The following is a 14735-nucleotide window of genomic DNA, read 5'->3' as shown; positions in this document are numbered from 1 at the left end:
ATTTCGATACGATGCTCAGTGCTTGACGACCGCATGGATCGCGACCGGGACAACCAGTTTGAACCGGGTGACGATCGGCGCGACACCCTTCTCCCATTCAAGACGGCCACAGAGACTCGCGGCCAGCTGATGACTGAGGGCCAGGCCGATCCCGCTCCCACCCTCCTTGGTCGACCGAACCGGCTGAAAGAGATTCTCGCGCACCGACGCCGGAAGTCCGGACCCTTCATCCTCGACCAGGAATTCGATCTCACAGTCGTAGACCAGGGCTTCGAGCGTGACCCGCCCTCCCGGTTGCGAGGCCTCGATGGCATTTTCGATCAGGTTGACCAGAATCAGCCCGACAAGATTTGCCTCCCGGTTGGAGAGCACTCCTTTCTCTCCGCCACGGTATTCGAACCGCACGCCCTTACCCTCTGCCCGGGCCCGCACCCGTTTGGCGACCAGTTCGAGCACCTCGGAGACCTGGAGCTCGTAATAAGCCGTGGACTTCTCCTCTCCGAGAATCGTGACCACCTCATCGACCATGCCACGCAGGCGCCGGGCCGCGGCAACCGCCTCCCGCAGGCTTTCCGCCGAAACACTGCCCGCCCCGTTTCCAGTTGGCACGACCAGGCTCTCAAGACCCGCCAGGGGATTCTTCAACCCGTGGATGAGGTGTGAGGTGACCGAGCCGATCGCACTCGTCTTGGCGGCCAGCAGCAGCTCCGCGTTGGCCCGGGCCAATTCGGAGGTCCGGCGCTTGAGCAACCGATTGGCCCGCTCCAGACGAAAAAAAGCCCACCCCAATCCCGCGAGGGAAAGAACCGCTCCCGAGGCAAAGGCCAAACCGGCCTGCCAGACGAGACTGCGGTCCAGCCGGTCAAACTCGGCCTTGATCGAGACCCCGTCGATCCAGTACTGGGCCAATCCCGCGCGCAGGTCGTCAGCGCTCCGATCCAGGGGTATGATCACCTCGAGTAAAGGCACCTTGGATACAGCAAGTCCTTCTCCTGCGGATCCTTCGAGAAAGAGCGCATTCAGATCGAAGTCCTCGTGAAAGACCGCGACCGGACCGGTTGCGGCAATCCGGTCAACCATGGAAGGCGACAGATCCTCATCCTCCACCGCGACCGGCACCGAATCAAAGAAGCCCCCTCCGGCGTCGAACACCCGGACCGCCACCACTCCGCGCATCCGTGAGGTCCGCAGCACGATGGGAAAGAGACCAAAATCATCACCCCCGACCTCCGCTGATTTCCCACTCTCTCCGAGGAGGTCACGCTGGAGCATGGTGGCGGAATAGAGGGCCTCACTTTCCCGGTGGAGGATCTGATTGCGGATCTGGCGACGCAGACCGACTGTCACCCCGGCGACCACCACACCGAAGATCATCAGGGTCATCGCCACCATGAGGACGGGCAGGCCGTGGCCTCGGGAGGGATGAGTGGTCAGACGGGCGGCCATGGATCGATTCTCGATTGAGTGGGTTCCGGATTACGGCGGCCTGCGTCAAAACGACCAGGACACGCCCGAGTAGGCGGCGACAGCATGATAATCCCCGTAGATGTCATTCGTCCAACTGTTCTCCCATTCACCCTCCAGGTGCCAGCGGAGCGATTCGGACAGACTCCGTTCCAATCGGACCGAGCCGTAGAGATCCTCCTTGAGGCGGTTTTCCAATTCACCCGTCCAGACAGTCTGGGAAAGGTAATCATAGCGATGGTAGTCACCGCGGAGGGTAAACACCCAAGGTCCGGGCGACCAGCCCAGTTCCAGGCCGAGGGTGGCGCGGTCGTAGTCGAAGTAGCCCGATCCATTGTCCCGATACTGCAGATGACCGAATTTGGTCCGCAGTTTCCACCCCCCATCCGATCCTGAGCCCAATTGAAGGCGCACTTCCGCATCGCGTTGATCGATCGACAATCGGGTGCCGAGAAGCGGCCGACCTCCGGCCGTGTACTGGACGCGGGTCGCGTAGTCGCGGGTCAGAGCGGTGAAGCGCACCTCCAGGTCCGCCCAGCGGGCGAGTTGGTAACCGGCCCCGACCCGGAAGCCGAGGTCATCAAAATCGTCGGGACCCTCACGAAACCGGTCCGCCCGCACCAGTCCGGAAACAGAAAGATTCAGATTGCGGGTCACGCTCAACTCCCATTCGGGATCGAGTGAGCCGCTGAAGACCTGAACCTGGCCGATAAACGGCTCCAGCTCATTGGCCGACATATCGAGAACCTGATCCTGATAGATCAACTGGCCGACCGCCGAAAGCTTGGACCACCTGGCGGTCAACCAGCTCCAGTTCCCGTGGAGAAAGGCCATCTGTTCGCCATCAGTCTCATCCGCGGAAAAGTAGCGCACATCGGTGGCGTCGAACATGACGGAAAATTCCGTGCTTCCGGTGGGCAGCTGCCAGAGGAAGAACTCCACCTCCGAACGAAAGAACCCGCTCGCCTCCGGATCGGTCGGTTGCAGAAGGATATTGTCCTTGTATCCGAGTGAACCGAAAAGGGTGATCTCATGTTCCCAGGTCGGGATTTCCAGATCGAGACCATCAAGGCCGATCAACCGATCCAATTGCTCAAGGTCCTCGATGCTCTCGAGATCATTGATGGCCATGGGGTCCTCAATCCCTTCCAGATCCTCGAAACCCTCAACCCCCTTCAGGTCGGACCACTCGGACAAGACCCTGGTCTTCCCGGTTTCATCGGCCGTCAACAGTCCGCCACCCAGCAGGGCACCCAGCAGAACTGCCGACCGGAAGCCCGATGGTCGGGTCGCATGCCTCGGTTCTGTTTCGGGATTCAACATGTCTGAACAATCGGCCCAATCGTCCTTGTTCTCAAGACGCTCAAATGGTTGAAATGTTTCGTCTTCAAACGGAGAAAAGGCGGGAGAGGAAACCAATCAGGGTGGGCTCCGCCTCGGGAACCCACCCTGCCCCTCGAGGCTCGGGCCGCTGACGCGACCGAGCCCAAAGAATTCACCAGTTGCTCAACCCTCAACCGTGCCCTGCTGTTCACGGATCTGCTCGCGGATGGCCCGCATTTCATCGCGGAGCTGGTGACGAAACGCGCGGACCTCGCCCTGGTGGGTTTCGACGAGTGTCTTCAACTGCGCGCGGAATTCCGCCTTTTGCTCTTCCGTCCACCCCTCACTCGCGCACTTGGCCCGAAGTTCGTCGATAAGGGCCTTGGTCTCGGCTCGGTTTTCCCGATAGGCGGCGATCATCTCGGCACGGGTGGCACGGAACTGGTCCACCAGAGCCTGCAATTCCGGAGTCAGCTCGGGGCGCTCCATCGTCTTGCCCATCTGGAGGCGTTCGCGGAGCTGGGTCATATCGACAGTGGCGTCCTGGGCCTGCAGGCCAACCGAGGTCAGGCCAAGGGCGGCGATGGATAGCAGGGCGGTGACGAGTCTATTTCGTTTCATGTTCATGGTGTACTTTTTGTTTTCTGTTTTTGGCTGGAGATGATGCCTCCCGGTCGGCGCCTGCGTGGTCAACGACCGGAGGCATCGTGAATTGTTGAAATGGTCTTGGTCAGGGCTGTTGAAACCTGTGCCCGGGAAGAGACGGATGAGACCTGGATCCCACCCGTCCCGGGTTTACCTGCGGGGCTTCATCCTCCCTGGTTCTGATTCCGGTTCTGCTCTTGGTGCTGAGCGCGGATTTCCCTGACCTGCTGGCGGATCTGCGCCCGCATTTCCCGATGCGCCTCAGCGATCGCCTGTTGCTGGGTTCTGAGGCGTTCGCGAATCTGCGCCTGTTCCTCTTCCGAGGCATTCCGGTACTGCTGGATCAGCTGCTCGCGCTCCTTCAGCAGAAGCATGGTCTGCTCACGATACCGGAGACGGAGCTGCATGAGGTCGCCCGCCTGGGTGCCGGCCTGCGTCAACATCCGCTCCTGAGTGCGCTGCTGGATCTCTTCCGGAGTTGTGTTCTGCAGCTGAACCTGAGTCTGGGTCTGGACCTGCTCCTGGGTCTGGGTCTGGGTTCCATTGCCACCCTGCCCCTCTCCGAAAAGCGGCATCGCGATCCCAACCACTGTGCTCAGTCCGATTGCCTTGATTGTGTTTTTCATCCTCGTCTCTCCTTTCCAATCCATAAGTGGATCTGCCTTTCTCACTGCACAGGGCATGCCAAAGGGAAGAGGAATTTTCAATTACATGATTATGAATATGTTAAGAAACAGAGGCGATAAATATTCCAGGTCGGAATCGGGTGAAATCATCCAAATCCAGGGTTTGGGTGGGGAATATTCCCCAATCGTCGGAAGGGCGGAACGCAAAGCTGATCCGCAGAGAATTGCCGAAACTCAGTTCTCTTGCAGGAGAGGCTTTACGCCTCGATCATTCGTCCCTGATTCGTTGGATCGAGGCGTAAAGCCTCTCCTACTCGAGAGAGAAGGTTCGACACCCCGCCCCCTACCCCTTGGCCTTCAACCGATACCGGACATAATCACGGGAAACCCCGAGCAGACGGGCGGCGGCCGAGATGTTTCCATCGCTCTGCTTCAGGGCGCGTTCGACCAGGAGATTGATGGCGACTTCGAGATCAAAACCGCTTTCCGGAAAAACGAAATCCCCATTCAGCCAGCCCGGGGAATTTCCAGCCGCGGCGCCCGTCTTCTGCAAAGATGCGAATTCGAGGTCACCCGCGTCCTCGAAAACGAGTGCCCGTTCCACTTCATGGGAAAGTTCACGGACGTTACCGGGCCAGGGAAAGTCCATCAATCTCTGCGCCCCCACCGGGGTGAGGCCCGGAACCGGCAGGCCGTATTGCTTCGCCATCCGTTCGATCAATTGGCGGGCCAGTTCCACGATCTCCGCTCCCCTTTCCCGCAGGGGCGGAATCCGCAGCCGGAACAGATCCAGGCGATGAAAGAGATCCTCTCGAAACGACCCTTCGGCCACCGCCTTCCGCAGGTCGAGATTTGTTGCGGCGATAATCCGGACATCGACTTCGACCGTCCGGTTGCTGCCGACCCGCCGAATGGCATGATCCTCGATTGCGGTCAGGATCTTGGCTTGAAGAGAGGCGGACAGGCTCGGCAATTCATCAAGGAACAGTGATCCTCCATCGGCCGCCTCCATCAGCCCGATGCGGGCTTCCTTGGCATCGGTGAATGCGCCGCGTTCGTGACCAAAGAGTTCGGACTCCGCCAGGCTTTCGGGCAGGGCCGAACAATTGACCTCGATCAGCGGACCCTTGCTCCGCGGCCCGCGATTGTGAATCAGCCGCGCCAGGGTGCTCTTGCCCGTTCCGGTTTCCCCCTCGATCAGGACCGGAGCGAGAAAACGGCTCAAACGCCGGTCCGCCGCCACGATCTTCTCAATCATGGACTCGACCGGCCGGAGGCTTTGCCCGAAATAAAAACCCGATTCGACCAGCGCCTGCTCCCGCTTGTGTTCATCGGCCCGGGCCGCCCGCCGTTCGCGGCGGGCCCTGAGGAAGCGGACCGGCACTTCCTCCAGATCAAACGGCTTGGTCAGATAATCCGAGGCGCCCAGGCGGATGGCCTCGACCGCACCGGCAACCCCCCCTTCGGCGGTCATGACAAGGGCGACGGCACTGGGAGGGATGGCTCCTTCCCGAAGCAGATCGGTGCCCAGCCCGTCCGGCAGGTTCACATCAAGAAGGACTCCGTCGAAATCCAGGGATGCGAGCGCGTTGCGTGCCTCACCGACCGTGCCCACTGCCGTCACATCCGCCCCCTCGGATTCGAGGAAGGCCGCACACCGGCGTCGCCAGAGGGGCTCATCCTCGATCACGAGGAGACTGAGGGAGGCGAATGGTTTTCGCTCAGCCATGACCTATGCTCCGATGCGCTGCCTCGGACTCCGCCGGCATGCTGGCCCAGGCCATCATGATCGCGCCGGTGGCAGAGACATTCAGGGATTCAATCTGTCCGGAACCCGGGATGGAAACGTGAAACTCGCAGGCGGCGGTGACCGCATGGCTGATCCCGGTCTCTTCATTGCCAAGGACCAGCATCCAGGGTCGACCCCGCCGCCGAGGGACGGCTCCCGGGCTCGAAGACCGGCCCCGGACCACCGTGGCGACGGTCAGGAATTTCGACCGTGCCGCCTCGAGGACCACCGGCAGGTTCCTCGAAAGATAGAAGGTGACATATTCCATCCCTCCTTCCGCCACTCGATAGGTCGATTCGCCGGGCATGGCCTGGTCGCGGTGTTCGCCCAGGACGACATGCTGAATGCCGAAAAAGGCGGCCGACCGCACAAGCGCACCGAGGTTGTGATGATTGGAAACCCGATCGAGGACCAGAACCGGTTTGCCCACGCGCGCCCAGACGTCGAGATCCTCGGGTTCCACCCGTGCGGGAATCGACCGGGCCGTGATCGCGACAAGCCCCCCATGATGCCCGGTTCCCCCGATCCGCTCCAACTCATCCGCGGGCACCATCCGGTAGGGTTTGCGCGCCCGGGCCAGCTCGCGGCAGAACGGCCCGGCCTGCTTGGCAGCGGACTCCAGGTAGAAAAAGCGCAGGACGCTCTCCGGATGACGCGCAAACACGGCTGCCACCGACTTGTATCCGCAGACGGCTACTTCGAGTTTTCTGTTCATGAAGCAAAGCAGGTCGCGAGAAAGGCCGGTTCACAGAGGGAAGATGCCATGAGGAACCAGACTACAGGCATCCCAACGGAGACGGAAGTACAGAAATCCGGGAGGCTGAAGCGTGTCGGTCCTGTCCCCCGGGAACGCCGCACAGTGGAGTTGCCGCAATTCCGGTCCAATGCAGCCACTTCGCTGTGTCGAAGTGTTCTGCCTGCTTTCGGAAACGCCGACGCAGCGGTGTTGCTACACCAACATCGGATTCAACTTCCCACCTTCTTCCGTTCTTCGTGTTCTTCCTTTTTCCCTCCATCCTTCACCCGACCCACCAGGGTGATTTCGTCCCGATCATGGAAGAGGTGCCGGACGCGCAGCGTTTCACATCCTTCAGCCAGGATTCCGGTCGGAGCCTTCAGGCGGGCCAACAGGTGGGACACATCGGTTCGTCCGCACTTCAGATTGACCACGAACGCACGGCACCAACGTTGTTTGACCCAGCGCTCGAGGATGTCCTCCAGCACATGATACGGATCCTCGACCAGATCACAGAAAAGCCAGTCGACCGGGTCGCCGTTCACCTCGAAGCCAAAGGCATCCTCCCGCCGGTGGGTGATCCGGGGATGATCGGCCGCCCCGGCCTTGAGCGGGCCGTTGTCCACCGCGATGACCCGGGCGCCCCGCTGCGCGGCGCTGAAACTCCAGCCGCCAGGTGCCGCGCCCAGATCGACCACGACCTGTTCGGTCTGCGGTGATTCGCCCAGGATGCCGTAGGCCTCCTCGACCTTGAGGTAGGAGCGGGACGGGGCATCCGGGTCGTCCGCCATCCGGCGCTGCCCGCCCGCAATCACCTCGCGGGCTGCCCGGATACGGTCGAAGTCGATGAAGAAGGCATGGAGACCACGTCCACCCGCCGTCCCCGAACCTTCGATCGCCAGACGGGCCACCCGGGAGGTCTTGCGGCGGATCAGGGAGAGCAATTGCCTGCCGACCGAAGTGGCCCGCCGACGCAACCCCTTCTCATCGCCAGCCGCATCCATGACCAGGGGCCAGGGCCCCTCAAAGCGCTCGTTCCGGCAGGACTCGAGAAACCAGTCCGCGAGGCCACCGGCCAGCGCATTGACCGATCCTCCGGCGATCTCAACCGCATCCACCAGCGTCCTGTGCCGGAAGACGAGCTCGGCCGGAAGCGAATCACCTTCGGTCAGAACCCATCCCGGGCCATTCGACGCAACCCGAATGCCGAGCCCATCAAATTCATCTACGAGGGCGGCCTCGTAGCCGGGCTGGCAGGTATGGAGGTGCATGGAGATGGCGGAGGTCTGGTGTAGGCGCCCCAGTCTCTTGGGGCGCATTTCCATCCATAACACGTCAAGAGACTGCCGTGGCTACAACTCAATGCTCGTGGTTCGCCCGGCTCAATAGCCCTTGAAATGCTTCGGGTCGTCGGGTTGCTGATAGCGGGTCTGGTAGGTCTTCCGACTCGCAGCCAGCTTGAGGAATCGGTCGAGCGGAACGACCTCGGTCGGTCCGTGCAGTTGGTCGATGATTTCAACCAGACTGTTCACATCATTCGACTCCCGCACATGCACGAGAAGGAAATAGGGGCGCACCCTGTTCAGAGCGATCAACTCATTCAGATCGGCCGCCACTTCCTCACGTGGACGCCGCGGATCGATATAGTAGTCATAGGAGATCAAGGGTCGGGTGTCCCGCAGATCCCGGGTTCGGGCCGGACCATAGCCATTGATGAAGCCCAGGACATCGGGAAAAGCCTCATAGTAGCGGTCCACCGTCTCCTTGGGAAGATCCGCATTGCCGAGGTTTCCGTCCGCCGCCGAATTGTCCATGATCTCCATGACCCGCTCGTCAAGCAGGGCCATCTTATCGCGGGCCTGGGCCATCAACTTGGGGAAAATCTCCGGCGGGATGTGATTGGGATACATATAGCCCGGACCCGACAATCCGCCGATGAAGTAGTCATTCGGAGTCGCGGATTCATGGAAATACTCCAGGGCCGCCGGTGAGAAATCCGTCCAGTTCATGGTGACCTGCCAGGCAAAGGGAATCTTGCCACGCCCGGGCTTGGTCCAGACCCCGATCCCGATGCTGTCGGATTGAACAAACGAAAGGTAGATCTTTTCCTCCGCCTGGAGGACGGCATCACGGTCGACGCTGTGGTTATTGGTGAATTTGAATCCCGGGGTGAAGGTGAACTGGCAATTGAAGCTCAGGTTCGGCAGGTTGTGGAGTCCCTCCATCTTCAGGCCATAGGAAGACAGGAGCGTGGTCGACTGTTCCTCGGTGTCCTTGCCGTAGGGATGCCAGCCGAAGACAATCGACATCGGATCGAGATCCCCGAGCAGACGGCGGTTGAGGGCCAGCTCATCGGCCTCTTCCGGATCCGCCGAAAGATCGTGGAAGAACATCCTTTCCCGGATTCCCCAGTCGGCCATGGCGGGCTGCATGACCCGACCGCGGTGCCCGCCCATCAGCATGATCTTGTCGCGACTGCACCGGCTCCAGTAACGCTCGATGGCATCGGCATAAATGGCCGCATCGGTCATTCCGGTGTAGCGGCCGCGGAGATCATCGACCCGCTTGAGTCCGTGTTTCTCCACCAGGGGAATGAGTGCCTCCGTGACCACGACCGCATCCTCCAGACCCGCGATGGTGAAGGCGACATTCAGGCTGGCCCCGACCCCGGTGTCCCAGACGACGTAACCCCTGGCGGCCGACTTGAACTGCAGCAGGGCCTCGTCCGCATTCGGGATCTCGATAAAGGCCACGCCGTGCTTGCGCTGATAAAACTCGTAGAGTGGCTCGGTGATCTCCCACTGGAAATCCGGCGGATGGACAATATAGAGATTGGGCCGATCCCGGTTGGCCAGGCCCTGCAGACTGACCAGCAGGGCCTTCTCCGGGAGTCCTCCCGCCACCGCCCAGTCGAGATCGAAACGCATGACCCAGGCTTCACGACCCGGAGATTCGGCCGGCGTCGCCACCGACTGACCCGCCCCGAGGGTCGAAACGAGAATCAACAATGAAGATGACAGATGGCGGATGCTCATGGCCGTGAAGTGTCGTCGGGGGCAAGTTTCTTGAAGACGTAAACGAGGGGACGATCCCGGGTGGAATGAAGCTCGATCAGGGTCAGTGTTTCATTCCCCTCCTGCAGGCGATACTCGGAGTATATCCGGATGTGCGTTGTTCCCTGGGAAACCTCGACCTCGGTCATCGCTTCGACCCGCAGGGTCCGGCCATCGTCGAGCCAGGTTGCGGTCACCGGTGTGAGGCTTTCCTTTGGTCGATAGACGGCCATATGCCGCTGCTCGATCCTGAAGAAATCCCGCAGTTCGACCGGGTGGGCGGTGTTGACCCGGTTGACCGCCTCCACCCGGGTGGACCGCCAGCGCATATCATGCGCCAGGACGACTTCGTCCCCCTCCAGCGAAACGACCAGGTCCATCGCGGTCCATCCATCCAGAGCCGTGCTCCGGGCGGTATCCAGGCGCCAGCGCCCGTTGAACCCGGGATCCGCCGCAAGGAGCCCGATCGGCAGAATCAGAAAGCCAAGCACCAACCCGGCCATTGAGTTTCTCGTCATGGAAAGGAACTGATAACGATTCACAGGGAAATGGCCAACCGGAACGCTCCGGAAACGTTCGCCGGTAACCGGATGGTTACTTCAGGGCTCTCACCGTTCCCACCCGGACCGGTTCACCGCGGTCGGCGCTGGCGATGGCGGCGAAAGCGAGTTCCAGGCTTTTCAGGTTGTTGCGGGCCGAATGAGCGGGTTCCCGATCCTCCTCGATTGCGCAAAGCAGCTCACCCATCGTGCCGCCCATCCCGTCAGGGAACCAATGCCCTTCCAGCTCCGGCGACGCCCGCCCGGCCTCGGTGACCAGGGTCACTGCCTGCTCCATCAGGCCGGGACCATCACTGATCAGGGTCCCCCGGGTTCCACAGACCAGGGTCCGATCCGACGCGCCCTGCAGACAATTGCCGTTGAAGACGGCCACCGCCTGGGCCCCCGGGAAGTCCATGACGACCTGGGCCATGAGTGGTGGCACCGACCGCTGACGGCGGGAGTGGGCCACAGAGGCAAAGACCTTCTCCGCCCGGACCTCCCCGAAGAGGGTCTGGATGAAGTCGAACCAGTGGATGGAGAAATCGTAAAGGATGAGATGGTGGATATCGTCAAACGGAGTCCCGGCAGTCCAGTTGTGGTCCCAATGGACCGCGCAGTCCACGCAGGAAAGGTCGCCGATCACCCCCGCCCGGACGGCCTCGCGGATATAGCTGAAGTGCGGGGCCCAACGGCCGTTCTGGTTGACGGCCAGCTTGAGCCTCCTCGATTCGGCCAGGTCGGCCAGGCGTGCCCCGTCGGCCAGGTCGAGGACAAATGGCTTCTGACTGAGGACATGGCGGCCCGCGAGGAGGGCCTTCTCGATCAGCCCGAGACGGACCGACGGATGGGTCGCGATATCGACCACTTCGATCTCCGGATGCCTGAGAACCTCATCGGGATCGACCGTGGCCACCGCATCCGGATAAAAGGCATCGCGCCGGGCTTGAGCCCGCGACAGGTCAAGGTCGCAGAAGGCCGCCACTCTATATCCATATTGTTGATACGCCCGGAGGTGCTGTTCGGTGATGCCGCCGCAGCCGATCAGGCCGATGGCAGGCCGGTAGGCTTTCGGGACGGACGGACGGTAGTCCAGGACGGGGGCCTGCATGGCGCCGGATTCGCCTTCGCGGGTGAAGTCATAGCCGTCGTCTTGTGTCTTGCACATAAGTACAGGTCAGCGGTCAGAACCGGCTGTTTTCGATTCGTTCGTCCTCACGGTGTAGTCGCTTCAGTCGCTCGAGGCGTATCGACGGCGATTCGCGGCAAGAGACTGCCGCGGCTACAACTCGGCTTCCAATCTCCTTGCTCACAGGTGTGGGGATCAGCGGTCGATCAGCGGGACCGTCCGCTTCTCGGCGGCGCTCCGGGCGGCCGAGTCGACGATCTGCTGGCCGATCCGGCATATTTCCGGGGAAAGCGGCCCCTCGACCGGATGCCCGGTTTTCAGGCAATGGATCAGGTACTGGATGGGATTCTGCATCGGCGGCTCGATCCGGTCAACCGGCACATCTTCGCCCTCCGGATGGGCGTTGGTCTGCACCCGGACCGTCCGGTCGTAGTCGTAGCTGCTGATCGTGCCGGCGGTGCCCTTGATGACGAAGCCGCACTTGGGTTGGGGTTGCAGGACCCAGGGATCGGAGAAGGTGCCCCAACGGGTCTCAAACTTGGAGAGTCCGCAGGCGTAGCGCGCCACCGTGATGCTGTGTTCATCGACCTCGACTCCCTCGGGGCGGTCGACCGTCGTGGTCACTTCGATCGGTTTCCGATTGCCATGAAACCATGTCCCGAGCGTCACCCCGTAGCCCAGATAATCCATGAGGGATCCGCCTCCGGTTTCCTTGCGGTACCACCAGGTGGAACGCTTTTCTTCCGGCGTGGGCAGGCGCGCCTCCTTGTCCTCACGGTGAAAGAGCGGTCCGCGGTTGCCATCGTAGTAGTGCACTTCCTCAACCTCGCCAATCACGCCTTCAACGATCAACCGATGGGTGGTCATGTGAGAGGGATACCAGCGCAGCGGCCAATTGATGGCCAGGCGCCGGCCGGTCGCCCGCAGAGCGGCAATCATCCGATCGGCTTCCTCCAATGTCGCGGCAAAGGGTTTCTCAACCAGAACATGGCAGCCGAAGGGCGCCACCTTTTCCGTCCAGTCCGCATGCAGTCCGGTCGCGGGACAGAGGATGGCCACATCCGGTCTGGCTTTTTCCAGGCAGGCCCGGTAGTCGGTGAAGACCCGGTCGGGCGGAATCCCGAGTTTCTCAATGACCCCGCCCATCCGGACGGGATCTTCATCGCAGACCCCGGCGATTTCCGCCTCCGGGTGTTCGCGGACCAGACGAAGCAGGTCCCCGATGTGCATGTGATCGAAATTGATGCCGACGAACGTCCACTTTTTCATGATGGGAAACCGGCGTGGCCTGACTTGAGCCGCCTGATCGCCCGGAACGGCAAACCCTCGCCCGGCGGTGCCGGTCATCGGAACCATCTCATGCCGTTCCTTCGCGAAGATCAAGCCCCTCCCTGCCTCAATCTGACACCGCCGTTCGATTCCCATGCCGGACATCTTCCGTGCAGGCCGCCCGGGAGCTCTCGAGGAGTCCCCGATACACTTCCCTCTTGAACCGGAAGCCGCACGGGATTGCCATGGAGTCCCTTGGATGCACTCACCCAGACCCTGAAGTCGGCTTTCGGCTTCGGTTCCTTTCGCCCCCATCAACGGGAGATCATCGACGCCTCCCTTCTCGGACAGGATGTCTTTGCCCTCCTGCCGACCGGCGGCGGCAAGTCGCTCTGTTTCCAATTGCCGGCCCTGCTCCGACCCGGCCTGACCGTGGTGGTATCGCCACTGATCGCCCTGATGAAGGACCAGGTGGATCAGCTGCAGGCCGCCGGAGTCGAGGCGACCTTCCTCAACTCCTCACTCGGGGCCAGGGAGGCCCGATCCCGCCTCGCCGGCCTGCACCGCGGGGAATACAAGCTGCTCTACGTCTCGCCCGAACGCCTCATGCTCCCGGACTGGTTGGACAATCTCGAGGCCTGGAAGACCACCTGCTTTGCCATCGACGAGGCCCACTGCATCAGTGAATGGGGTCACGATTTCCGACCAGAGTACCGGCAACTGGCCGTCCTGCGGGACCGTTTCCCGGCGGTCCCGGTCATCGCCCTGACCGCGACCGCCACCCGACGGGTCCGGAATGACGTGGTCGAACGCCTCCGCCTCCGCGACCCCCGGATCTTCATCGCCTCCTTCAATCGTCCCAACCTGTCCTACCGGGTCCTGCCGAAGGAACGCCCCCTCAACCAGATCCTGAAACACCTCAAAGGCCGGGAGGGGGAAAGCGGAATCGTCTACTGTGCCACCCGGGCCGCGGCGGACCGCACGGCCGCCTCACTCTCCGAACGGGGCTGGGAGGCGCGGCCTTATCATGCGGGACTCACCGCCACGGAACGGGCGGCCAACCAGGAGGCGTTTCTGCGGGACGATGTCCGCATCATTTGCGCGACCATCGCCTTCGGCATGGGTATCGACAAGCCCAACGTGCGCTGGGTCATCCATCACGATCTCCCGAAGAACCTCGAGGGGTATTACCAGGAAACCGGGAGGGCCGGACGGGATGGACTGCCCAGCGAGTGCCTCCTGCTCTATTCGGCGGGTGACGCCGCCAAGCAGACCCACTTCATCAAGGAGATGTCCAACCCGGACGAGCAGCAAATCGCCCAGCGCCAGCTGCGCACCATGCTCAACTACGCCGAGAGCGCGGGCTGCCGCCGGGTCGAGTTGCTTCAATACTTCGGCGAGGCCTTTGCCAGGGAGAACTGCGGCGCCTGTGACAATTGCCAGACCCCCCGGGAGAGCTACGACGGCACGGTGGAGGCCCAGAAGCTCCTCTCCTGTGCCTACCGGGTCCAACAGAAGAGCGGCTTTGCCGTCGGCATGAACCACCTGATCGAGATCCTGACCGGAGCTGAAACCGAGAAGATCCGCCGCTGGAAACACGATCAACTGACCACCTACGGGATCGGCCGCGAACTGAACCGATCCGAATGGTCCGGCGTCGGCCGGGACCTGATGCGCCAGGGCCTCCTGTCGGTGGACGAGGGCAGGTTCGCCACCATTCAGCTGACCGAGGCCGGCCGGGACGCACTGCGCAGCCGCCGCCCCATCACCCTGGTTAAGCCGATGGCCCGACCCTCCGGTCGCGCCCGGCGGCGACGGGCCGGTGCGATCGACTGTGACGAGATCCTCTTTGAGCACCTCAGGAAATTCCGCAAGAAGATCGCCGACCAGCGTCACGTCCCGGCGTATGTGATTTTTGGCGACGTCACCCTGCGCGAGATGGCCCGGACCTACCCGGTGAGCCTCGCCGAGATGGAGTCGATCACCGGTCTGGGTTCCCGCAAACTTGCCGAGTTCGGCCAACTCTTCGCGGATTCCATCGCAACCTACCTTGAGTCGAACAGCCGCGTCGCCTTCAACGACGATTGATTGCAGACATGGGGACCGCACCCGACCTTCGGGCTCAGTCTTCGCGGAGAAACTCGTGCAACCGATCGAGGCAT

General features: G+C 61.9%; 12 protein-coding genes. 1 reads left to right on the top strand and 11 read right to left on the bottom strand.

Annotation, left to right across the window (positions count from 1 at the left end):
- Positions 1 to 15: 15 nt before the first annotated feature.
- From R3F07_02665 to R3F07_02615, 11 genes are all read right to left on the bottom strand, one after another.
- Positions 16 to 1446, bottom strand: coding sequence for a HAMP domain-containing sensor histidine kinase (locus R3F07_02665; GenBank protein ID MEZ5275268.1), 1431 nt, complete (start codon positions 1444 to 1446; stop codon positions 16 to 18).
- A 45-nt stretch (positions 1447 to 1491) separates the two neighbouring features.
- Entirely contained in the window at positions 1492 to 2787 is a 1296-nt protein-coding gene (locus R3F07_02660; GenBank protein ID MEZ5275267.1) for a hypothetical protein, read from the bottom strand.
- A 183-nt stretch (positions 2788 to 2970) separates the two neighbouring features.
- Entirely contained in the window at positions 2971 to 3408 is a 438-nt protein-coding gene (locus R3F07_02655) for a hypothetical protein (protein ID MEZ5275266.1), read from the bottom strand.
- A 188-nt stretch (positions 3409 to 3596) separates the two neighbouring features.
- Positions 3597 to 4058 (bottom strand): hypothetical protein, encoded by a 462-nt coding sequence (locus tag R3F07_02650; GenBank protein ID MEZ5275265.1) that lies wholly within the window; start codon positions 4056 to 4058, stop codon positions 3597 to 3599.
- Between the two features lie 343 nt (positions 4059 to 4401).
- Entirely contained in the window at positions 4402 to 5787 is a 1386-nt protein-coding gene (locus R3F07_02645) for a sigma-54 dependent transcriptional regulator (GenBank protein MEZ5275264.1), read from the bottom strand.
- Positions 5780 to 6562, bottom strand: coding sequence for an RNA methyltransferase (locus R3F07_02640; protein ID MEZ5275263.1), 783 nt, complete (start codon positions 6560 to 6562; stop codon positions 5780 to 5782). The genes R3F07_02645 and R3F07_02640 overlap by 8 nt, the downstream gene beginning before the upstream one ends.
- 251 nt (positions 6563 to 6813) lie before the next feature.
- On the bottom strand, positions 6814 to 7854 hold the full coding sequence (locus R3F07_02635) for an SAM-dependent methyltransferase (protein ID MEZ5275262.1): 1041 nt from the start codon (positions 7852 to 7854) through the stop codon (positions 6814 to 6816).
- 111 nt (positions 7855 to 7965) lie between these two features.
- A complete protein-coding gene (locus tag R3F07_02630) occupies positions 7966 to 9618 on the bottom strand; it encodes a GxGYxYP family putative glycoside hydrolase (protein ID MEZ5275261.1) in 1653 nt (550 codons plus the stop codon).
- Positions 9615 to 10154, bottom strand: a complete 540-nt coding sequence (locus R3F07_02625; protein ID MEZ5275260.1) for a hypothetical protein — start codon at positions 10152 to 10154, stop codon at positions 9615 to 9617. The genes R3F07_02630 and R3F07_02625 overlap by 4 nt, the downstream gene beginning before the upstream one ends.
- Before the next feature lie 76 nt (positions 10155 to 10230).
- Positions 10231 to 11343, bottom strand: a complete 1113-nt coding sequence (locus tag R3F07_02620; protein MEZ5275259.1) for a Gfo/Idh/MocA family oxidoreductase — start codon at positions 11341 to 11343, stop codon at positions 10231 to 10233.
- Between the two features lie 156 nt (positions 11344 to 11499).
- Positions 11500 to 12573, bottom strand: a complete 1074-nt coding sequence (locus R3F07_02615; GenBank protein ID MEZ5275258.1) for a Gfo/Idh/MocA family oxidoreductase — start codon at positions 12571 to 12573, stop codon at positions 11500 to 11502.
- 255 nt (positions 12574 to 12828) lie between these two features.
- Between R3F07_02615 and recQ the strand changes: the two genes are divergently transcribed.
- Positions 12829 to 14661 carry a DNA helicase RecQ gene (recQ, locus tag R3F07_02610; protein ID MEZ5275257.1) on the top strand — a complete coding sequence of 611 codons (1833 nt, stop codon included), beginning with the start codon at positions 12829 to 12831 and terminating at the stop codon, positions 14659 to 14661.
- The last annotated feature ends 74 nt before the right edge of the window (positions 14662 to 14735 follow it).

This window comes from Opitutaceae bacterium, assembly GCA_041395105.1.
Taxonomy (GTDB): Bacteria; Verrucomicrobiota; Verrucomicrobiia; order Opitutales; family Opitutaceae; genus B12-G4.
The sequence above is the reverse complement of the archived record's forward strand: the minus strand, read 5'-3'. Positions and strand labels throughout refer to the sequence as shown.

What these genes read in the sequence shown, in the direction of transcription:
- R3F07_02665 (MEZ5275268.1), bottom strand. Translation starts at nt 1,446, where the DNA reads ATGGCCGCCCGTCTGACCACTCATCCCTCCCGAGGCCACGGCCTGCCC.
- R3F07_02660 (MEZ5275267.1), bottom strand. Translation starts at nt 2,787, where the DNA reads ATGTTGAATCCCGAAACAGAACCGAGGCATGCGACCCGACCATCGGGC.
- R3F07_02655 (MEZ5275266.1), bottom strand. Translation starts at nt 3,408, where the DNA reads ATGAAACGAAATAGACTCGTCACCGCCCTGCTATCCATCGCCGCCCTT.
- R3F07_02650 (MEZ5275265.1), bottom strand. Translation starts at nt 4,058, where the DNA reads ATGAAAAACACAATCAAGGCAATCGGACTGAGCACAGTGGTTGGGATC.
- R3F07_02645 (MEZ5275264.1), bottom strand. Translation starts at nt 5,787, where the DNA reads ATGGCTGAGCGAAAACCATTCGCCTCCCTCAGTCTCCTCGTGATCGAG.
- R3F07_02640 (MEZ5275263.1), bottom strand. Translation starts at nt 6,562, where the DNA reads ATGAACAGAAAACTCGAAGTAGCCGTCTGCGGATACAAGTCGGTGGCA.
- R3F07_02635 (MEZ5275262.1), bottom strand. Translation starts at nt 7,854, where the DNA reads ATGCACCTCCATACCTGCCAGCCCGGCTACGAGGCCGCCCTCGTAGAT.
- R3F07_02630 (MEZ5275261.1), bottom strand. Translation starts at nt 9,618, where the DNA reads ATGAGCATCCGCCATCTGTCATCTTCATTGTTGATTCTCGTTTCGACC.
- R3F07_02625 (MEZ5275260.1), bottom strand. Translation starts at nt 10,154, where the DNA reads ATGACGAGAAACTCAATGGCCGGGTTGGTGCTTGGCTTTCTGATTCTG.
- R3F07_02620 (MEZ5275259.1), bottom strand. Translation starts at nt 11,343, where the DNA reads ATGTGCAAGACACAAGACGACGGCTATGACTTCACCCGCGAAGGCGAA.
- R3F07_02615 (MEZ5275258.1), bottom strand. Translation starts at nt 12,573, where the DNA reads ATGAAAAAGTGGACGTTCGTCGGCATCAATTTCGATCACATGCACATC.